This window comes from Metamycoplasma salivarium, from assembly GCF_900660445.2.
GTDB lineage: Bacteria > Bacillota_I > Bacilli_A > Mycoplasmatales > Metamycoplasmataceae > Metamycoplasma > Metamycoplasma salivarium.
Genome location: NZ_LR214938.2, coordinates 181,224 through 199,048 on the forward strand (window position 1 = coordinate 181,224; position 17,825 = coordinate 199,048).

The window sequence follows — 17,825 nt, forward strand, 5'->3', positions numbered from 1 at the left end:
AATAAATAATGGTTGATATAAAAAAGCTTGATAATTTTTTTTCAATTCTTAATAAAGATAGTAAAAAAATTTCTAAAATCAAATATGTTGCACTCGGAGATTCATTTGTTGCTGGCCATAATTCAAAAATTGGCTTTAATACAAATGGAAATTTAACAAAAGGTGAAATTTCTGGTTTGGGTTATCCAAGTTTTTTAGCATCATTATTGCAAAAAAATAGTGAACTTAGTTTAGAAGCATATGATAATTTAGCTTTGCCTTTATCAAATATTGATTTATGAATTGCCTTATTGACATTAGATAAAAAAGCAATTGTTGAAGCTCAAAATATTATTGATTTTATTCAAATTCAAGATTGAAATGTTTCAAATCCATTCAAAAACTTTTTTACTAATTATTTTAATAATTGAAATATTAAGAAAAATGATTTCAAAATTATTTATGATAAAGTTTGTGAAGCAAATTTTATTACTTTGTCTATTGGCATAATTGATTTAGTTTCAAATCTGCCATTTGGTGAAATTAAACATTTAATGAAAGCAAATGGTGCTGAAAAACCTTTAGTTTTAAATAAAACATTACAATTAATTGAAAATAGTGTTAAAAAAATTAGTGCTAAATTCGAAATTTTATTAAAAACATTAAAGAAGATTGCACCAAAAGCAAAAATTGTTGTTGTTCCTTATGTTAAACCTTTATTATTCTTCGAAAATGTTATTGAAGACTATTTTAATGCTTATATAGAAAAAAATGATTTGTCAATTTTTGATTATGCATTTAGAATGTTTGACAATATGCAAAGACAAATTGCTGCTAATTTAAATATAAATTACATCAACACTTATGACTATAAATATTTCAACAAAAACATTAATTTTTTATTTGAAAATGCCTTTTCTTTTTTTCCAACTGAAAAAGGTTATAAAAAAGTTGCAATGGATTTATATACAAAATTAATGATTAATAAAGATGAAATAACATATCAATGAAATTCATCAAAAATTTATGGTAAATATATAAATTCTGAAAACAAAGCTTATTGACAAAATGATTTTTCATCATATACTCAAATTTTTGATGTAAAAACAAATAATCTTAAACTGTTTACAAAAGTTTATGGTGAAACTTATAATTTCAATTTATTCAAAAATTCAAATTTGGAAAACAAATATAGTGGAATTCTAAATTCTTATTTGAATATTTCTATATTTATAGAGAACTTTATTAGATATTACAAAAAAGATATTTCTTTATTATTAAAAAAATTCATTGACAATAAATTTCCAAACAACACAAAATATAAATCACTTTCCTCAATCAGTTCTTATTTACAAGATGAACAAAAATCAAAAGAAGTAGTTTTAACTTTATTAAAAAATGGTAAATTTGAAAAATTTCTATTTATTGCTGAAAACAAATTGAAAGTTTTAAAAAATGAAAATACTCAAATTACTTTAAAAGTATTAATTTCAGTAATTAAAGAAACATTAAAAACAAGTCAAGCAATTTCATTTGATATTTTAAAACAAATTTTAAACTCATCAATATTGGAAAATGAAAAAGAAACAATCTCTAAAATTTCATATGAATTTTTAAAAGATTGTTTACAAACAAATTTATTAGAAAAAATGTTCAATATTAAACTAAATGAACATTATTTAAACATTAGACAATACCTTTCAGAACTAAAAAGCTTTACAAAACTTTCAACTTTTATTGTAAGCAGCATAGCTAACCATGCTAGTTTATATTCACCATTAAATAATTATGATGATTTCTTTCAAAAATGAATTACAAACAATAAATATAACTTAATTTATTTACTTGACAAAATCTTTTTGGAAATTTCAAGTCTTGAAAATATTTCGAAAACTGTAGACTTTGTCTATGACACTATTTTAGTTATTTGAAAAATTAATAAAATTGATGGAAAAAATCAAAGAGCATTAAAAGAAAATTTAAGAAAAATTTTGCTAATTTTAAAAAGCAACCCTAAAAATTTGAATGATTTATTTATTAACTTTATCAATAAAATTAAAGATTTCTCTATCTTTGATTATGTAACTAAAAAACGTAAACAAAAAAATGTTTTCAAGGTTTCTAAATGAATTGGCGTTAATAACATTATGTTTATGATGTTAAAGCTATTAGGCCCTTATTTAAAAATAAAAGCAATTATTCGTAAAAACAAAAATTCTTAATTTTGAATTGTTTTGAAATATCCAATTGCAATGTCAATGTCTTGATTAGATATTTTATTATCTTTTTGTATTTCAATATATCTAATTGTGCCTAAGAACTCTATAAAAATTTCATCATATTTGCTTGGAATAGTTTCTATATCTAATAAATATAAAATATTGTTTAAATCCAACTCATTTTCATTAAATTTCGATACTAAGCAAAGACCGTGATATTCAATATTTTTAATAACTGCATTAACTACATAAATCCCAGGCTTTAATTTGTTAATTTTTGAAGGTCATGCAAATTTAAAATGATCTGCATTAACAATTAATGCATATTTTTCTAACAATAATTTATTAATTGCATCGACATTGCCTTCACTAATAAGTTCATTAATCAACGTCGAACTTATTTTTTGTTTATTGACTTTTTTTAGTGATGCAATTAAGACTTCAAAATTTTTCTTAAGTAAATTAATATCGCCAGTTTTGTTAAATCCAAAACAATAATCTAATCCACAAGAGACTGTTTTTATATTATTTAGTTTTAAAGCATCAACAAAATTTGATGCTGAAATATTTTTAATTTCATCATTGGTTTCAACAATAAATGTGTAGTCAAACTTTAGTGCTTCTAAAGTGTAAAGTCTAGTTTTTAATTGAAATGCTTTTTTTTCAATAACATTATTAGCTTTAATTGGATTTTTAAAAACTAAAATAGCTGATTTAAATTCAGGATGATCTTTTTTATAATCAAACGCATTTTTAAAAAGTTCATAATGTCCTAAATGTAAAGTCTCAAATGCACCTAAACAAATTACTAAACTTTTATCTTCGATAGGTAATTTATCTTTTAAATTTCAATTAAAAATTTTCATATTTAAATTTTAACTTTAATTAGTAATAAAATCCTTTTTCTCTAAGTTTAAAATAAGGACCATCTTCAGTTACTGGCAAACAAATTTCTTTCGCAGATGCTTTAGTTACATCTTCTCCATTTCCCATAGCAATTCCTAAACCAACAGCAGATAGCATTTCAACATCATTTTCAGAGTCACCAAATGCAACCATTTCATCTAATGAACAATTTAACATTTTCGCTAATGTTTCTAATGCGGTTGCTTTAGTTATGCCTTTTGCAGAAATGAATAAACCACCATTTCATTCTGCTAAAACTCACATGTCCATTTTTTCTTTTTCAAAGTATTTTGTAAGTTCTAAAGCAACATCGTGTGGAGTTTTAGAGCTTATTGTAATTAAATAATTTTTATCATTATGTTTCTCAAATTCATCAACTGAAATAAAACTCTTTTTGAAAGGTTTATAAAATCAATGATCAATATCAAATAATTCATTGTAATAACCTCATTTATTACCTACAAAAGAAAATGACAATTTATGTTCTTTTGCAAATTTATGAAATTTCTTGTAATCTTCATAATTAATAGTTTTTTCAAAAACATATTCATTAGTTTTTAAGTCCAAAATAAAAGTACCATTAGCACCAACAAAATAATCAACATAAGGATTATGAATTTGCTTTCCAACTGTGAAAATGTCACGTCCAGAACATAAAACGTTAATAAAACCATTAGCTTTTAATTTTTCAAACATTTCTTTTGTTCTTGGAGTTAATTCATCAACTCCAAAGGGCAATAATGTTCCATCGATATCGAAAACTATTACTTTATATTTTGTCATTTTCAGTCTCCTTGGTAATAATATTTTGCAATATGGCATAAAAAATTTTTGTGAGTTTCAACTCACCATTATTTTTTTGACCAAATGCTATTATTTCATTTTTATAAGTAAATAAATAATGTTTGTTATCTGCAATTTCATTATTTAAATTAACTAATTTTTTGTTATAAAGAACATAAAGTTCTTTTTTACTTAGCGTATATAATGATACATTAAATAATTTTGAATAATCATTTATTTCACAAAATTCTTCTTGTTCATTAATCTCTATATTTCCTATTTTAAAGCGATATAAATCAGTCACAATAGCATCTGTTTGACATAATTTTGCAAGATCATGAACTATTGTTCTAACATAAGTTCCTTTCGAAACCTCTAATGAAAGTTTGAAAGTTTGTTCATTAAAATTAAAGTCTATTAATTTAAGATCAAATATTTTAATTTTGATTGCATTTAAAGCAACATCTAAATTTTTTCTAGCCAACTTATAGCTTCTAATTCCATTAATCTTTTTGGCACTATAAATTGGAGGAATTTGTGTTTCATGCATCTTTATTTTACTAATTGCACTTAATATTTCATCTTTAGTTACATTGTTAGTGTCATTTAATTTAATAACGTCGCTTCCTTCATCATAACTTTGTGATGAATAATGCAATTTTGCTTCAACAATATAAGATTTTCTATCAGCATAAATATAATCAATTAATTTAGTATGCTCATTTGTTGCAACAATTAATAAACCTTTTGCTAAGGGATCTAATGTGCCACAATGTCCAATTTTTGCAATGTTATTTTTCTTTGCAAATTGTTTGATGGCATTAAATGATGATATATTTTTTTGTTTATATAATTTATAAAACACTTTAAACTCCCTTAGTCTTGGCCTTAAAATAATAGTTTATTTTTAGTCAAAAAAGATAAAAAAATTAGGTAAATTATTACCTAATCTAATTTTGCGTAATTTAATATATGGTGCGCGAGAAGGGACTTGAACCCTTACGCCATAAAGCATTAGTGCCTAAAACTAACGTGTCTGCCAATTTCACCACTCGCGCAAATGGTGCCGTCTATAGGACTTGAACCTACGACCTACTGATTACAAGTCAGTTGCTCTACCAACTGAGCTAAGACGGCCTATAAAATGCTTAATTATTATAATATATAAATTCCTTTTTTTGAACAAAAAAAGATATTAAAATTAAGCAAATAATCAATCAATTTTATACGTTATAATTAGATAATTATGAAAAAGCAGATTAGACTTTTTGAAGCGTTTGCCGGCATAGGTAGTCAACTAAAAGCATTAAAAAATATTGAAAATGAATGCAATTTAGAAGTAATATCTTTAGGAGCTTGTGATTTTTACATTGATGCAATAGTTGCATATATGTCTATACATTATGGCAATTTGAAACCAGAAACACATTATTCAAAAGATGAAATAATAAAATTGTTATCAAAATATACTTTTAGTGCTGATAGTAAATCAATCGTCAGTGACAATTATTTCAACAAAATGAATGAAAATAAACTAAGAATGTTATTTCCTTATTTATATGCATATGTCAATAATGATTATTTTTTAATGAGATATCCTAGAACGAGAGAGAGAGAGAGAGAGAGAGAGTGGAACTGATATAACAAAATATAATGTTCTACCAAAAAATATTGATATTTTAACTTATTCTTTTCCATGCCAAGATTTATCTCAACAAGGAAAGCAAAAAGGCATTACAAAATCTTCTAGAAGTGGATTACTTTATCAAATTGAAAGAATTTTACTAAATGACTTATCACATTTACCAAAAGCATTATTACTAGAAAATGTTAAAGCTTTAACAACTAAAAAATTTATTAATGATTTTAAAAAATGAATTGATGTTTTAGATAAACTAGGTTATGAATCTAAATGAAAAGTACTAAATTCAGCAGATTTTGGGAGCGCTCAAAATAGAGAACGTGTTTTTATGGTTTCTATTAGAAAAGATATCAAAATTCAAAGTTTTGAATTTCCTAATAAAATCAAAAATCTAAAAAAACTATCTTCAATTATAAAATTAAAAAATTCAACACAAAATTTAAATTTGCTTGCAACTTATAAACTTGCAAATTTTTCTACTTCAAAAAGTAATATTACTAAATCATATCTAATTAACTACACCAAATTTAACTCAGAAGCTTATGTATATAGTACATTAAATCTAGGTCCTACTTTGACAGCTAGTGGTGCAAATAGTAGAATTAAGTTTTATTTTGAAAAAAGCGAAATTATTAGATACATTACTGATTTCGAGGCATATCAATATATGGGTTTTACTAAAATAGACTATTCAAAAGTAAGAAATTCTAATTTACTTTCATCATCAAAAATAATTTATACAGCAGGTAATTCTATTAGTGTGGAAGTTTTACAAGCTATTTTTAAAGAGGTAATAAAATGCATATAGATGATGAAGAAAAATTATATAAATTTGAGTATAACATACAAACCAAAAATTACTTTGATGATAAATCCAATTCTGCAAGATTAAGAGGTATATTGCAATTTTTAGCAGATAGCAATGGACATATTCTAAGTTGAAAAATCAATTTTTTAGAAGTTTGGATGGATATTTATACAACACAAAGTTGAATTAGAAAGCACAATTCTAATTTTTTAGTTAGAAAGGAATTATTTGAATATATTTTTGATGACAAGATTATTCAAGAACCACGACCAAATTTAAGTGCTAACAAACTAATTTTGTTAAATGATATGGAAATTAAAAAACTTAATGAATGATTTTCATTAAACTATAAAAGTACATTAAAAAATATTATTGCAATTATCAAGGGCAATAACCCTGGTGGTTCGTTTACAAGCCCAAACAATGCTGAAATAGTTATTACAAATGTTGATAGTTTTTATAAAGGAAACCTTATTATGTTTATTGATAAAATAATCAATTTATCCACTAAAAATGCCTATAAAAATTTTTTAAATAGTAATTTAAATAACTTTTGAAATAATCAATTATCCAAAATTAATTATTTGGAGTATCTTAGTGAAAGAAATCCACTTTTATTTTATTTTTTAAAGATTTTATGTACAAATATTAAAAATTTAAGAGATTTATTACAAAAAAAGAATGATACACAAAAATGTTTGGAAAATATTGAAAGCAAAATGAATGAATATTTTGACTTTGCAAATGTTGCAAATAGAAAACTAAATAATGCACGAAATTCATTACCTCCATTAGAGGATATTATTGTTTTTGAGGGTACACAACATTTATTTACACATTTTGACAAAGCACATATTTATCCCTTCTCGCAAATCAAAAATGACACACTAAAATTATTGGCCGATAAATGTCTTGACCATTGTAAAATTAACCAAAATTTTGATAGTAAGCAAATAAATGAAATAGTTAATAATGGAATTTATCAAATAAAATCGGTAGACAATTTATTAAATTTACCTAAAAATATTCATAACATTTTTGATAAAAATTATTTTACATATAATCAAAATGGTGAAATTATTTATAGGGAAAAGAAAATAATTAAGCCATTTGAACTTTCAACTATTGAAAAATATTTTTCAAAAATACCATATCAGAAATTATCAGACTTAAGAAAATATTTTATTTTGCAAAGAAACAAATTGTTAGAAGCAAATAAGTAAACCATTTTGAAAATAAAAAAATAGCAACTTATTGCTATTTCGGAAACTTTCGTTAAATGGTGGAGAATGAGGGGCTCGAACCCACGACCTCCGCCTTGTAAGGGCGATGCTCTCCCAACTGAGCTAATTCTCCAATGGTGACCCTAGCGGGACTCGAACCCACGCGTGTATGGATGAAAACCATATGTGTTAACCACTTCACCATAGGGCCAAATGGCGCCGACTATTGGGATTGAACCAACGACAAACTGGTTAACAGCCAGCTGCTCTACCGCTGAGCTAAGTCGGCATCATTTATAAAATGCGTTTATATTATAACCAAAAAAATAATTTTTTCGTATGTTTAGAAATATTTTTTAGTTTAGCACTATGTATTTATAAATATGTTCAATCTTTTAAAATAATTTATAGGAAAAAATAGCAAATTTTTTTAACCTTTTTTAATTAAATCATTGATTTTTCAATATCTGTTAAGTATTTTTGCTTAACACTAAAAAATTGTGGTACAATGTTACTTAAATATATTTAAAAAAGGAGCAAAAATGGTCAAATTAAGACTAAAAAGAACTGGTAAAAAGTTTTATGCAACATACAAAATTGTTGCAGCAGATGCTAGAGCACCTCGTGATGGTAAATTTATTGAAGAACTTGGCAATTATGACCCAAATTCTAAAAAATTGAATCTAAATTATGAACTTATCAGTAAATATTTAGATGAAGGTGCAAAACCAACTGATACTGTAAGAAACTTGTTAAAAACTGATAATTTTTATCAAACTTATACCATAAAAAATAACAAAAAATAGTTATGAAAATAAATATCTTAAGTTTATTTCCCGAAATTATTGAAGCATTTAAATCATATAGTGTTATTGCAAAAGCATTGCAACTTGGACATATTGAGATAAATGTGATTAATTTTAGAGAATTTTCAAAAAGAAAACATCATGAAGTTGATGACACAATTTATGGTGGTGGAGATGGAATGCTTTTACAAGTTGAACCAATCCATTTAGCTTTACAAACAATAAAACAAGGCAAAAAATATTTAATATCACCTCAAGGTCAAACATTCTCTCAACAAAAAGCACATGAAATGTCAAAAGAAGCAGAAATTACATTAGTTTGTGGTCATTATGAAGGTTTTGACGAAAGAGTATTAAATTTTGTTGATGAAGAACTTTCAATTGGAGATTATATTTTAACAGGTGGAGAAATTCCTGCGATGGTAATCACAGAAGCTATTGCTAGATTATGTCCAGGTGTGATTAAAAAAACAAGCCATGAAAATGAAAGTTTTGAAAAAGAAGGTTTGTTAGAATGCCCTCAATATACCAAACCTGCTGATTATTTAGGATATAAGGTGCCTGAAATTTTATTAAGTGGAAACCATAAAGAAATTGAAGAATGAAGAAATGAACAAGCATATTTAAAAACTAATAAAAATAGAAAAGATATTATTTTAAAACTAAAAAGGAGCAAAAATGAGAAATAGAATTTTAGAAAGTGTTGAAAGCGATCAAATTAGATCAGACTTACCACAAGTGCGCGAAGGTTATAACATCAAAGTCCACGTTAGAATTAAAGAAGGAACTAAAGAAAGAATTCAAATCTTTGAAGGTTTAGTTATTGCGGCTTATGGTGAGGGTATTAACAAGTCAATTAAAGTTAGAAAAGATTCTTACGGTGTTGGAATTGAAAGAACATTTAAATTAAATTCACCATTAATTTCACATATTGATGTGCTAAGAAAAAATAAGGTTAGAAGAGCAAAATTATACTACATGCGTGATCTTAAGGGTAAAAGTGCTCGTCTTAAAGAAATTAAATCACCAGTTACTTCAACCAAAACAACTAAAAAATAATAATTTAAAATGTATGTTCAATTTAGGCATACATTTTTTTATGCTTATTTAAAGCATATTTGTTGGTAAAATATTACTAGAATAGAGGTTAATAATGAATAATCAAGAAAATAATCAAGGTTTTTTAGAAGATGCAAAAGAAGAATTTTCAGATGTGGTTTCTGAAGTTAAAAATGAATTAGATCTAAATGACAATAGTAAGAAAGAAATAATAAACTCTTTAGTTGATACAGATAAAATTGTTTTAAATCCTACAAAAAATTTATACCAAGTTTTTGCAGACAATTTTAGTAAATCATTTGACAAATTTTATGATGATAATATTGAAAGCAAAACCAAAATAAATGAAGTTTCAAATAAAGTGCAACAAGAAATTGTTGGTTTAAGAAATGATATTAGCAATAAATATAAAGAAAATAAAGTTGGTGCTAGAAGATTTGCTAATGTTATGATAATTATTTTTAGTTTTGTGCTAATTGGTTTATTTTTTGTAATGTATTTTCCTAAAAATAGAAAAAAAATTAATGAATATAAAGAATTTGAAAAAGAAAAAAGTGATGAAATTTCTGAAGCTGTTAATTTAAAAACTTTCTTAATGTGCAAAGCTTTTTCAAAATATAACATTAATCAAATTAAGAATATGCTTTTAAATGAATATTCGATTGAATATGTTAAAAATATAAATCGAAATGAAATCGCTTTTATTCAAAATGTTCCACATTTCTTAGCATTTAATTCAATTACAAAATATGAAGTTAGAAATGCATTTTTATATGATGTTTTATATACCACCAAATACTATCATGATGTTGTTACTTCAGCAAGTATTACAATAAGTACAACAAATAGTAATGGAACTACAACATCATATACAATTACTGCGACTCATAGTGAGCCTACTCCCTATATTGATTATGAAGTAATTTATACAATGCCAACAAATTATTTACCTGGATTAAGTTTTAGATATAGAGGAACTATTTCTAAAAAAGAATTGGCTAAAAGACGTAAGCAAGGAAAAACGTTTGTTTGCGAAAATGATGATTTTGCAATGAATTTTGATTATGATTTTAATGATGAATTAAAATTTGTTCAATATTTTCCATTAGTCTCACAACAAAAATTCGTTGATTTCTATAATTATTTTGTAAACAAAGGAATAAACAATTTTCCTATTAATAAAGAAGATCATAATTTGTATTCAAATATTTATATTAATTCTTTAGCAACATACAAAACCTCATCGAATTTAATTTATGAAAAAATTATTGAAAATAAATCAAATATTGTTGCCTCAGATATTAGTAAATACATTAAAAATTCTATTTATGATTCATGTCAAAAAATCTTTCAATTTTTAACTATGGCATATTCTAATAAAAGCATATGCATTGAAGTTTATGATGAAATGGGTAGAAAATATAGCTTTGATTATAAAGACTATAAAAAAGATCTTAATAACATCACAGATAACTATTTAGCATTAGTTAATTTATTTAGTAATGTGAATGTCTTTAGTTTTAGATATAATGAATTTGCCTATGACAAACCAGCATATTTTGTACCTGCAAAATTTTATAAAACAACTAAATTTATCATTCAAGATATTAATATGCGTGGTTGATATTCGAGAAATGAAATTGATGCCGTTTATAAATCAGGTTATGTAATCAATGTTCCATATGTTAGATATTATGATATTGAAGAACCTAAATTTGCAATCTTTAGTTCTCATTATTATTTGCAAAATCCACAAGCTTTAATTTTATCTGGCGTTAATAATTATGTTTCAACAACAATTGATGATAATGAACTTGATGAAATTATTAAGCAAAACAATGTTCAAATCAATCAAAATGCTATCGATAATAAAAAAGAACTTACTAAATATTTAAGATTAATTGATAAATTTTATAAAGATTTCCCATTATTAAAAAATTGTTCTTCATTCTGTATAAATCATGATATTTTAGCTATCTTGATTGATGATTATAAAGTGATCTTAGGAAATTCGCGTCAATATTCTAAAGATGCTATAACCTATTGATTAGAAGATAATTTAGACTAAGATTAAGGTAAAAATTAAAAAAATCAGAGAGTGTGTAAATTACTTTCTGATTTTTCTTTTTAATTATTAGATTGATAATATTTTGATTATAAATTAATCTTCATCAACTTTTACTTTGCCACCACGTTTTTTGATAATTTCATCAGCTAAATTGCGAGGAAGTTTTTCATAGTGATCAAATCACATTTGGTAGTTTCCACGACCTGTAGTCATAGAACGAAGGTCAGTTGCATAACCAAACATTTCGCTTAGAGGAACATATGCTTTAATAACGTTTACACCATCTGCTCTAGTTTCATTATCTCTAACTTGTCCGCGACGTTTTGAGATATCTCCCATAACATCACCAAAGAAATCTTCAGGGACAACAATTGCAACATCCATAATAGGTTCAAGCAAAACAGTTCCTAATAATTCACGACCTTGTGTTAAAGATTTAGAAGCAGCTATTTTGAAAGCTAATTCTGAAGAGTCAACTGGGTGGAATGAACCATCAAATAAAGTTGCTTTAACATTAATTAGAGGATAACCTGCCAAAATACCAATTTGCATTTTTTCACGTAAACCTTTTTCAATTGGCTTAATAAATTCTTTAGGAATCTTACCACCAACAATTTTGTCAACAAATTCAAAGTCTTTGTCTGGGTTTGGTTCAAATTTAATTCAAACATCACCAAATTGACCTTTACCACCAGATTGTTTCTTGTGAATTCCATGAATTTCAGCAGATTTTGTAATAGTTTCACGGTATGAAACTTGAGGTGCACCTACAGTTACTTGAACATGAAATTCTCTTTTTAGACGGTCACAAATAATGTCTAAGTGTAATTCACCAATACCAGCAATAATTGTTTGCCCAGTTTCTTCATCTGTTCAGTATTTAAATGTAGGGTCTTCAGCTGCAAGTCTTTGCAATGCCAATGACATTTTTTCTGTTGCATCTTTAGATGCAGGTTCTAAAGCTTGTGTAATAACAGGTTCTGGGAATTGCATGTTTTCTAAGACAATATCTTTATGTTTTTCATCAATTAAAGTATCGCCAGTAGTTGTAAATTGAAGCCCAACAGCAGCTGCAATATCACCAGTTCTAACTTCTTCAATATCGGAACGGCTATTAGCATGCATTAAAATAATACGTCCAATTCTTTCACGTTTGCCTTTAGTTGAGTTAAACACATACGAACCTTTATTTAAAATACCTGAATATACTCTAAAGTAAGTTAAATTTCCAACATATGGGTCATTCATAACTTTAAATGCAAGTGATGAGAAAAATTCTTCATCAGATGCAGGAATATGAATTTCTTTATCACCTTGAAACCCTTTGATAGGAGGAATATCAATAGGTGATGGTAAATAATCAACAACTGCATCTAGCATTAATTTAACACATTTATTTTTAAATGATGTTCCACAAACAACTGGGAAATATTCAGCTGAAATTGTTGCTTTTCTAATTGCTTTTTTGATTAAATCAACTGGAACTTCTTTTTCTTCTAATAAAAGTTCCATAATTTTTTCATCATAATCTACTAATGATTCGATAAGTTCAGCACGTCATAATAATGCTTCTTCTTTTAAATGTGAAGGAATTTCAATAACTTTGTAATTTTCATCCACTCCACCATCAAATTCGTATGCTTTCATTTCAACTAAATCAATAGCACCTTTAAATTGTGCTTCTTCACCAATATTTAATTGAATAGCATGTGCATTTGCACCTAAAAGTTTATGCAAAGATTCAATTGATGCTTTAAAATTAGCACCAGCTTTATCCATTTTGTTAACATAAACAATTCTGGGAACTTTATAGTTTGTTGCTTGTCTTCAAACAGTTTCGGTTTGAGGTTCAACACCACTTTGAGCATCTAAAACTGCAACTGCACCGTCTAATACACGTAATGAACGTTCAACTTCAACGGTAAAGTCAACGTGTCCTGGAGTATCAATGATGTTAATTCTTTTACCTTTTCAATAAGCAGTAGTAGCAGCTGAGGTAATGGTAATTCCTCTTTCTTGTTCTTGAACCATTCAGTCCATTTGACTAGCACCATCATGTGTTTCACCAATTTTATGAATTTTACCAGTGTGATAAAGTACACGTTCTGTTGTTGTAGTTTTACCAGCATCGATGTGGGCCATAATCCCTATGTTTCTATAATCTTCTATTTTATATTCACGAGACATAATATCAAACCCTTAAATTATCATCTAAGATGAGCGAATGCTTTGTTAGATTCAGCCATCTTGTGTGTATCGTCACGTTTTTTACATGCACCACCAATTTTGTTTGATGCATCAATAATTTCACCAGCTAGTTTTTCTTCCATTGTTTTTTCGTTTCTTAAACGTGCATATTGAATAATTCATCTCAATGCTAAAGTTTGTTTTCTCTTTGCAGATACTTCAACTGGCACTTGGTAGTTGCTTCCCCCAACTCTTCTTGAACGAACTTCAAGTTGAGGCAATACGTTTTCTAATGCAGCATTAAATACTTCTAATGGATCTTTGTTTGTTTTAGTTTTAATGATGTTAAATGCGTTATAAATAATAGATTCAGCAACTGATTTTTTACCATCAAGCATAGTAGCATTAATTAATTTAGTAATAATTTTTGAATTAAAAACTGGATCTGCTAAAACATCTCTAATTGGGGTTTTTGCTTTTCTTGACATAATTTTCTCCTTATTTTTCTAACTTAATTAATTTGCTTTCGGTCTCTTAGTTCCATAAATAGAACGAGCTTGTTTTCTTTTTTCAACGCCAGCTGCATCTTGAGTTCCACGCACGATTGTATATCTAACACCGGGCAAGTCTTTAACTTTACCACCTCTAATTAAAACTACTGAGTGTTCTTGTAAATTGTGTCCTTCGCCAGGAATATAGGCGGTAACTTCTTGACCATTTGATAACTTAACACGAGCATATTTACGAATAGCTGAGTTAGGTTTTTTAGGGGTCATTGTTGCAACCCTAGTACATACTCCACGTTTAAAAGGACTTGGTATTCTTGTTTCTTTTTTATGTAAAGTATTAAACATCATACCTAAAGCAGGAGCTTTAGATTTTGTTGTTTTTGCTTTACGGCCATGATTAATTAGTTGACTAATTGTAGGCATTTCTTTCCTTTCAAATTGATTTCGATTTATTTATAAAAAATATTAATAGTATTTATCTTGTTAAAATACTTGTGATATTATACTACAACTTACCCGGTGTTTCACTATTTTCTAAAAATAATTTTTATGTATATAAAAGTATTAAAAAACTAGGCTTCCCTAGCTTTATAATTATTTTATTTTGTTGAATAAAATTTGTTAATTAAGTATTGTTTATATTCAGCTAAAAATTCATTTAAAGGTTTTTCTAAAACAACGTCGCTATCAGAAAGCATATATAAAACTTGTGAATAAGGATTGTAGAATAAATCTTCAAATTCATTGTCGCGATATGTTAATCATGTATTTTTTTGGATGTTAGAATACATAGGGTCTTGCGAACGAACTGATTGTAAATATTCTAAGTATTTCTTTTCAAATTGTTCTTTACCTAGATTCTTTTCAAGTTTCTTAGATTCTTGATAAACTTCGCCTTTTCTATCAGCATTATCCATTCAAATAATTTCTTTTTCAAGTTGTGACAAAGAATCAAAATTTTGCTTAGGTGTAGGTGAATTTTGATTTAATAAACTTGCTTCATTTTGTTTTTGCTTTTCAATTGTAGCAAATGATTCTTCAAATAAATTTAACTTAAATAGTTGATCAATATAGGTTAAATATTGTTGTTTTTCAGTTAATGAATCAAATTGATTATAAAAATGTAAAAATTTACTTAAAACTTTTGTAGCTAAAATGTTTCTATTTTTCATTTTTTCAATATCTAATTTAATTTCAGAAGGATATTTTGCTGATATTTGAGGTACGCTTAACTTTAAACTCTTAATTTCATCTGATAAATGTTTTTTATTTTTTATATATTGTGCATAATTAAACATCACATAATACATAATCAAAATTGTTAAATTAAAAGTCAAAATTAATAAGATTGAAAATGTTAAAGTTATTACATAATAACTTATGTAAGGCAATGCTTTAGGATCAACTCAGCCACCTTGTTGATAAGAAGCAGAAATTCCCAATGCTGTAAAAACAATTAGTAAAACATTTAAAATATTAAAAATTAAAATATTGTAAAATGCATTACTATTTACTTTAAAACCTTGGACATAAGGAATAATTAATTCTTTGCCTAAAATTCTTTTTGTGTCTTTAATACTCTTTTTGAAATTAATTAAAAACTTAATACAAAAATATAGTGAAACTAAACCTAATATAGCAATGATAATTACAAAACCCGTTGATAAAAAACTCTTCATATACTATACCTTGTTTGTTATTGAATTGGTTTATCATCATCAGATGATTTCTTGTCATCACTTGCTTTTTTATTAGACTTAGTATTAGGATTATTTTCTTGACCTTTTGCTACAAATATATCAACAATTTTTGCAGTTAAAGCTGCCCTTGATAATGTTTCAGGTTCAAAAATATTTAATTTTTTGGCCATATCAATTAATTTATCTTGGTCTAATTTGTTAAGCATATCATTGTAATAAATTTCATCTAAGGATCTTGCTGATTGTAAGTTTTGGTTTTCGTTAATTGGGTTTTGATCATCAACTTTATAACCGTAAGCAGATGCATCATAAGGATTATTTGCGACATTTCCATTAACTGAATTTATTAAATCGCTAAATTGTTGCACTGGTGAATTTAATGCTGCTTTTAATCTATTAAATTCATAAACAATACCTCTTATTTTTGAAAATGCAACAATATTAGTTATGACAATTAGCACTGCATTAGTGATTGTTATAAACAATGCAACATTTCAACTTCTAAATAAAGCCGCACTAAATGTGAAAAAGAAATAAATAACAATAAAAAATACTATTAATGGAAAGATAAATATGTATGTAGGTGAAAATTTCGAATAATCTTTTGCCTTAACACATTTTGCAAAATTAACAATAAATCAAACTAAAAATCCGATTATTGCGACTAAATAACACACATTAATTGTAAGCGATCTAGTTCAGTATGATTTAGCAGTTGAAAGTTTTTGTTGCGCGTTAATAGAAGGATCTGTTAGTATGTTTCTTACGCCATCAATATAACCATCTTTAAAATATACTAAATGAACTACTGCAATGATAGTAGTAACCATAATTATTGATAAAAATGTGATAAACAAAATAAATCACACACGATATCTCTTGTGATTTGTATTATACATATCCTCAACTGAGTTGTAAGGTGGTTTGTATTGTTCAAATGGGTTCATTTTAACTCCTTATAATGTAAAAGTTAATTAATAAATTATATATTTAAATTGGATGTTTTTCTTGTTCTTAAAAAAGATTATGCAATTTTTGACATTTCTTCTTTAAATTCTTTTGGAAAATCTATTTCAAAATGTTGCATTTTTCCTCGCATGTCAACAAATGAAATTTCCTTTGCATGTAGTCTTTGACCAAATTCATCGACATATTTGTTATAGATAGGATCACCATAAATTGGATGCTTTATATAAGCCATATGGACTCTAATTTGGTGAGTTCGTCCAGTTTTTAAACTACATTTTATTAATGTTTTAATTTCATTATTTATTTTTAAATAAGAAATAGGTTCAACGGTAGTATAAGCTTCTTTTGAATTTTGTTCAGTTACACAAAATTTTTGGCGGTTTTTAGGATCTCTCCCGATTGGCAAATTAATGTTAATAATTTTTTGATCTAATTTTCCATCACAGATTGCATAATAAATTCGATTAATTTCATGTTTTTTTAATAATTTTGCAAAATAATTATGAGCATCATTATTTTTTGCAACAATTAATAACCCACTTGTATCTTTATCAATTCGGTGAACAATTCCTAATCTTAATAAACCATTTACATCACTTAAATTATTTTTAAAATGGTACATAAGTCCATTTAATAAAGTATTTTCATAATGTCCAGGGGCTGGGTGAACTACCATTCCTGAAGGTTTGTTTATTACTAAATAATCATCACATTCATAAACAACATCTAATTTAATATTTTGTTCTTTGACATTAATTTGCTTATCTAATGCTTTAATGATTTCAATTTCATCATTTTCTTTTAGAATGTATTTGTTTTTATTGATTTTAGTTCCATTAACAAAAACAAGCCCTAATTCTATTAATTTTTGAATATCATTTCTAGAAATATCACTATTGTTAGCAATATATTTATCAATTCTTTCGGAATAATTAGCAATTAACTTTAACATGTGCTAATTATAGCA

At 26.1% G+C, this 17,825-nt stretch carries 17 protein-coding genes and 5 tRNA genes; 8 read left to right on the forward strand and 14 right to left on the reverse strand.

The features are described 5' to 3' along the window. Nucleotides 1-8 precede the first annotated feature (8 nt). Nucleotides 9-2,201, forward strand: a complete 2,193-nt coding sequence (locus EXC60_RS06105) for an SGNH/GDSL hydrolase family protein (protein WP_024544081.1) — start codon at nucleotides 9-11, stop codon at nucleotides 2,199-2,201. On the opposite strand, the gene EXC60_RS06110 is transcribed toward EXC60_RS06105, so the two are convergent. The 5 genes from EXC60_RS06110 to EXC60_RS00925 all read right to left on the reverse strand — a co-directional run bounded on the left by EXC60_RS06110 (nucleotide 2,198) and on the right by EXC60_RS00925 (nucleotide 5,024). Beyond that, entirely contained in the window at nucleotides 2,198-3,064 is an 867-nt protein-coding gene (locus EXC60_RS06110) for an FAD synthase (protein WP_024544082.1), read from the reverse strand. The genes EXC60_RS06105 and EXC60_RS06110 overlap by 4 nt on opposite strands. Before the next feature lie 19 nt (nucleotides 3,065-3,083). Beyond that, nucleotides 3,084-3,887, reverse strand: a complete 804-nt coding sequence (locus EXC60_RS00910; protein WP_024544083.1) for a YcsE-related riboflavin metabolism phosphatase — start codon at nucleotides 3,885-3,887, stop codon at nucleotides 3,084-3,086. After that, a complete protein-coding gene (gene truB, locus EXC60_RS00915) occupies nucleotides 3,874-4,752 on the reverse strand; it encodes a tRNA pseudouridine(55) synthase TruB (RefSeq protein ID WP_024544084.1) in 879 nt (292 codons plus the stop codon). The genes EXC60_RS00910 and truB overlap by 14 nt, the downstream gene beginning before the upstream one ends. 108 nt (nucleotides 4,753-4,860) lie before the next feature. Next, nucleotides 4,861-4,945, reverse strand: a tRNA-Leu gene (locus EXC60_RS00920). A 3-nt stretch (nucleotides 4,946-4,948) separates the two neighbouring features. Beyond that, a tRNA-Thr gene (locus EXC60_RS00925) sits at nucleotides 4,949-5,024 on the reverse strand. A 109-nt stretch (nucleotides 5,025-5,133) separates the two neighbouring features. On the opposite strand from EXC60_RS00925, the gene dcm_N reads away from it, so the two are divergent. Genes dcm_N through EXC60_RS06115 form a run of 3 tightly spaced genes read left to right on the forward strand, consistent with a single transcriptional unit; the run spans nucleotide 5,134 to nucleotide 7,560 of the window. Next, nucleotides 5,134-5,541 carry a DNA (cytosine-5-)-methyltransferase N-terminal subunit gene (gene dcm_N / locus EXC60_RS00930; RefSeq protein WP_129619856.1) on the forward strand — a complete coding sequence of 136 codons (408 nt, stop codon included), beginning with the start codon at nucleotides 5,134-5,136 and terminating at the stop codon, nucleotides 5,539-5,541. A 25-nt stretch (nucleotides 5,542-5,566) separates the two neighbouring features. Beyond that, nucleotides 5,567-6,337, forward strand: coding sequence for a DNA (cytosine-5-)-methyltransferase (dcm, locus tag EXC60_RS00940; protein WP_232612559.1), 771 nt, complete (start codon nucleotides 5,567-5,569; stop codon nucleotides 6,335-6,337). Continuing rightward, on the forward strand, nucleotides 6,328-7,560 hold the full coding sequence (locus EXC60_RS06115) for an MAG4270 family putative restriction endonuclease (RefSeq protein ID WP_024544189.1): 1,233 nt from the start codon (nucleotides 6,328-6,330) through the stop codon (nucleotides 7,558-7,560). The genes dcm and EXC60_RS06115 overlap by 10 nt, the downstream gene beginning before the upstream one ends. Nucleotides 7,561-7,617: 57 nt before the next feature. Here the strand turns inward: EXC60_RS06115 and EXC60_RS00950 are convergent. From EXC60_RS00950 to EXC60_RS00960, 3 genes are all read right to left on the reverse strand, one after another. Further along, nucleotides 7,618-7,693, reverse strand: a tRNA-Val gene (locus EXC60_RS00950). A gap of 2 nt (nucleotides 7,694-7,695) precedes the next feature. Next, a tRNA-Glu gene (locus EXC60_RS00955) sits at nucleotides 7,696-7,771 on the reverse strand. Between the two features lie 3 nt (nucleotides 7,772-7,774). Beyond that, nucleotides 7,775-7,849, reverse strand: a tRNA-Asn gene (locus EXC60_RS00960). Between the two features lie 253 nt (nucleotides 7,850-8,102). On the opposite strand from EXC60_RS00960, the gene rpsP reads away from it, so the two are divergent. From rpsP to EXC60_RS00980, 4 genes are all read left to right on the forward strand, one after another. Continuing rightward, nucleotides 8,103-8,366 carry a 30S ribosomal protein S16 gene (rpsP, locus tag EXC60_RS00965; protein ID WP_024544188.1) on the forward strand — a complete coding sequence of 88 codons (264 nt, stop codon included), beginning with the start codon at nucleotides 8,103-8,105 and terminating at the stop codon, nucleotides 8,364-8,366. 2 nt (nucleotides 8,367-8,368) lie between these two features. Beyond that, nucleotides 8,369-9,055: a tRNA (guanosine(37)-N1)-methyltransferase TrmD gene (gene trmD / locus EXC60_RS00970; protein ID WP_024544187.1), complete on the forward strand. Its 687-nt coding sequence runs from the start codon at nucleotides 8,369-8,371 to the stop codon at nucleotides 9,053-9,055. Continuing rightward, nucleotides 9,045-9,425, forward strand: a complete 381-nt coding sequence (gene rplS / locus EXC60_RS00975; protein ID WP_024544186.1) for a 50S ribosomal protein L19 — start codon at nucleotides 9,045-9,047, stop codon at nucleotides 9,423-9,425. The genes trmD and rplS overlap by 11 nt, the downstream gene beginning before the upstream one ends. Before the next feature lie 94 nt (nucleotides 9,426-9,519). Then, nucleotides 9,520-11,493: a hypothetical protein gene (locus tag EXC60_RS00980; RefSeq protein WP_024544185.1), complete on the forward strand. Its 1,974-nt coding sequence runs from the start codon at nucleotides 9,520-9,522 to the stop codon at nucleotides 11,491-11,493. Nucleotides 11,494-11,586: 93 nt separating this feature from the next. Here EXC60_RS00980 and fusA read toward each other — a convergent pair whose 3' ends face one another. The 6 genes from fusA to EXC60_RS01010 all read right to left on the reverse strand — a co-directional run bounded on the left by fusA (nucleotide 11,587) and on the right by EXC60_RS01010 (nucleotide 17,810). After that, the gene (gene fusA, locus EXC60_RS00985) at nucleotides 11,587-13,680 is read right to left on the reverse strand and encodes an elongation factor G (RefSeq protein WP_129619860.1); all 2,094 of its coding nucleotides are present in this window, start codon (nucleotides 13,678-13,680) and stop codon (nucleotides 11,587-11,589) included. A 17-nt stretch (nucleotides 13,681-13,697) separates the two neighbouring features. Continuing rightward, nucleotides 13,698-14,168: a 30S ribosomal protein S7 gene (gene rpsG / locus EXC60_RS00990; protein ID WP_024544183.1), complete on the reverse strand. Its 471-nt coding sequence runs from the start codon at nucleotides 14,166-14,168 to the stop codon at nucleotides 13,698-13,700. Nucleotides 14,169-14,195: 27 nt separating this feature from the next. Further along, on the reverse strand, nucleotides 14,196-14,612 hold the full coding sequence (gene rpsL, locus EXC60_RS00995; RefSeq protein ID WP_024544182.1) for a 30S ribosomal protein S12: 417 nt from the start codon (nucleotides 14,610-14,612) through the stop codon (nucleotides 14,196-14,198). A 176-nt stretch (nucleotides 14,613-14,788) separates the two neighbouring features. Beyond that, on the reverse strand, nucleotides 14,789-15,868 hold the full coding sequence (locus tag EXC60_RS06120) for a hypothetical protein (RefSeq protein ID WP_024544181.1): 1,080 nt from the start codon (nucleotides 15,866-15,868) through the stop codon (nucleotides 14,789-14,791). A gap of 17 nt (nucleotides 15,869-15,885) precedes the next feature. Further along, nucleotides 15,886-16,836 (reverse strand): hypothetical protein, encoded by a 951-nt coding sequence (locus tag EXC60_RS06125; protein WP_024544180.1) that lies wholly within the window; start codon nucleotides 16,834-16,836, stop codon nucleotides 15,886-15,888. A gap of 77 nt (nucleotides 16,837-16,913) precedes the next feature. After that, entirely contained in the window at nucleotides 16,914-17,810 is an 897-nt protein-coding gene (locus EXC60_RS01010) for an RluA family pseudouridine synthase (protein WP_024544179.1), read from the reverse strand. Nucleotides 17,811-17,825: the final 15 nt, after the last annotated feature.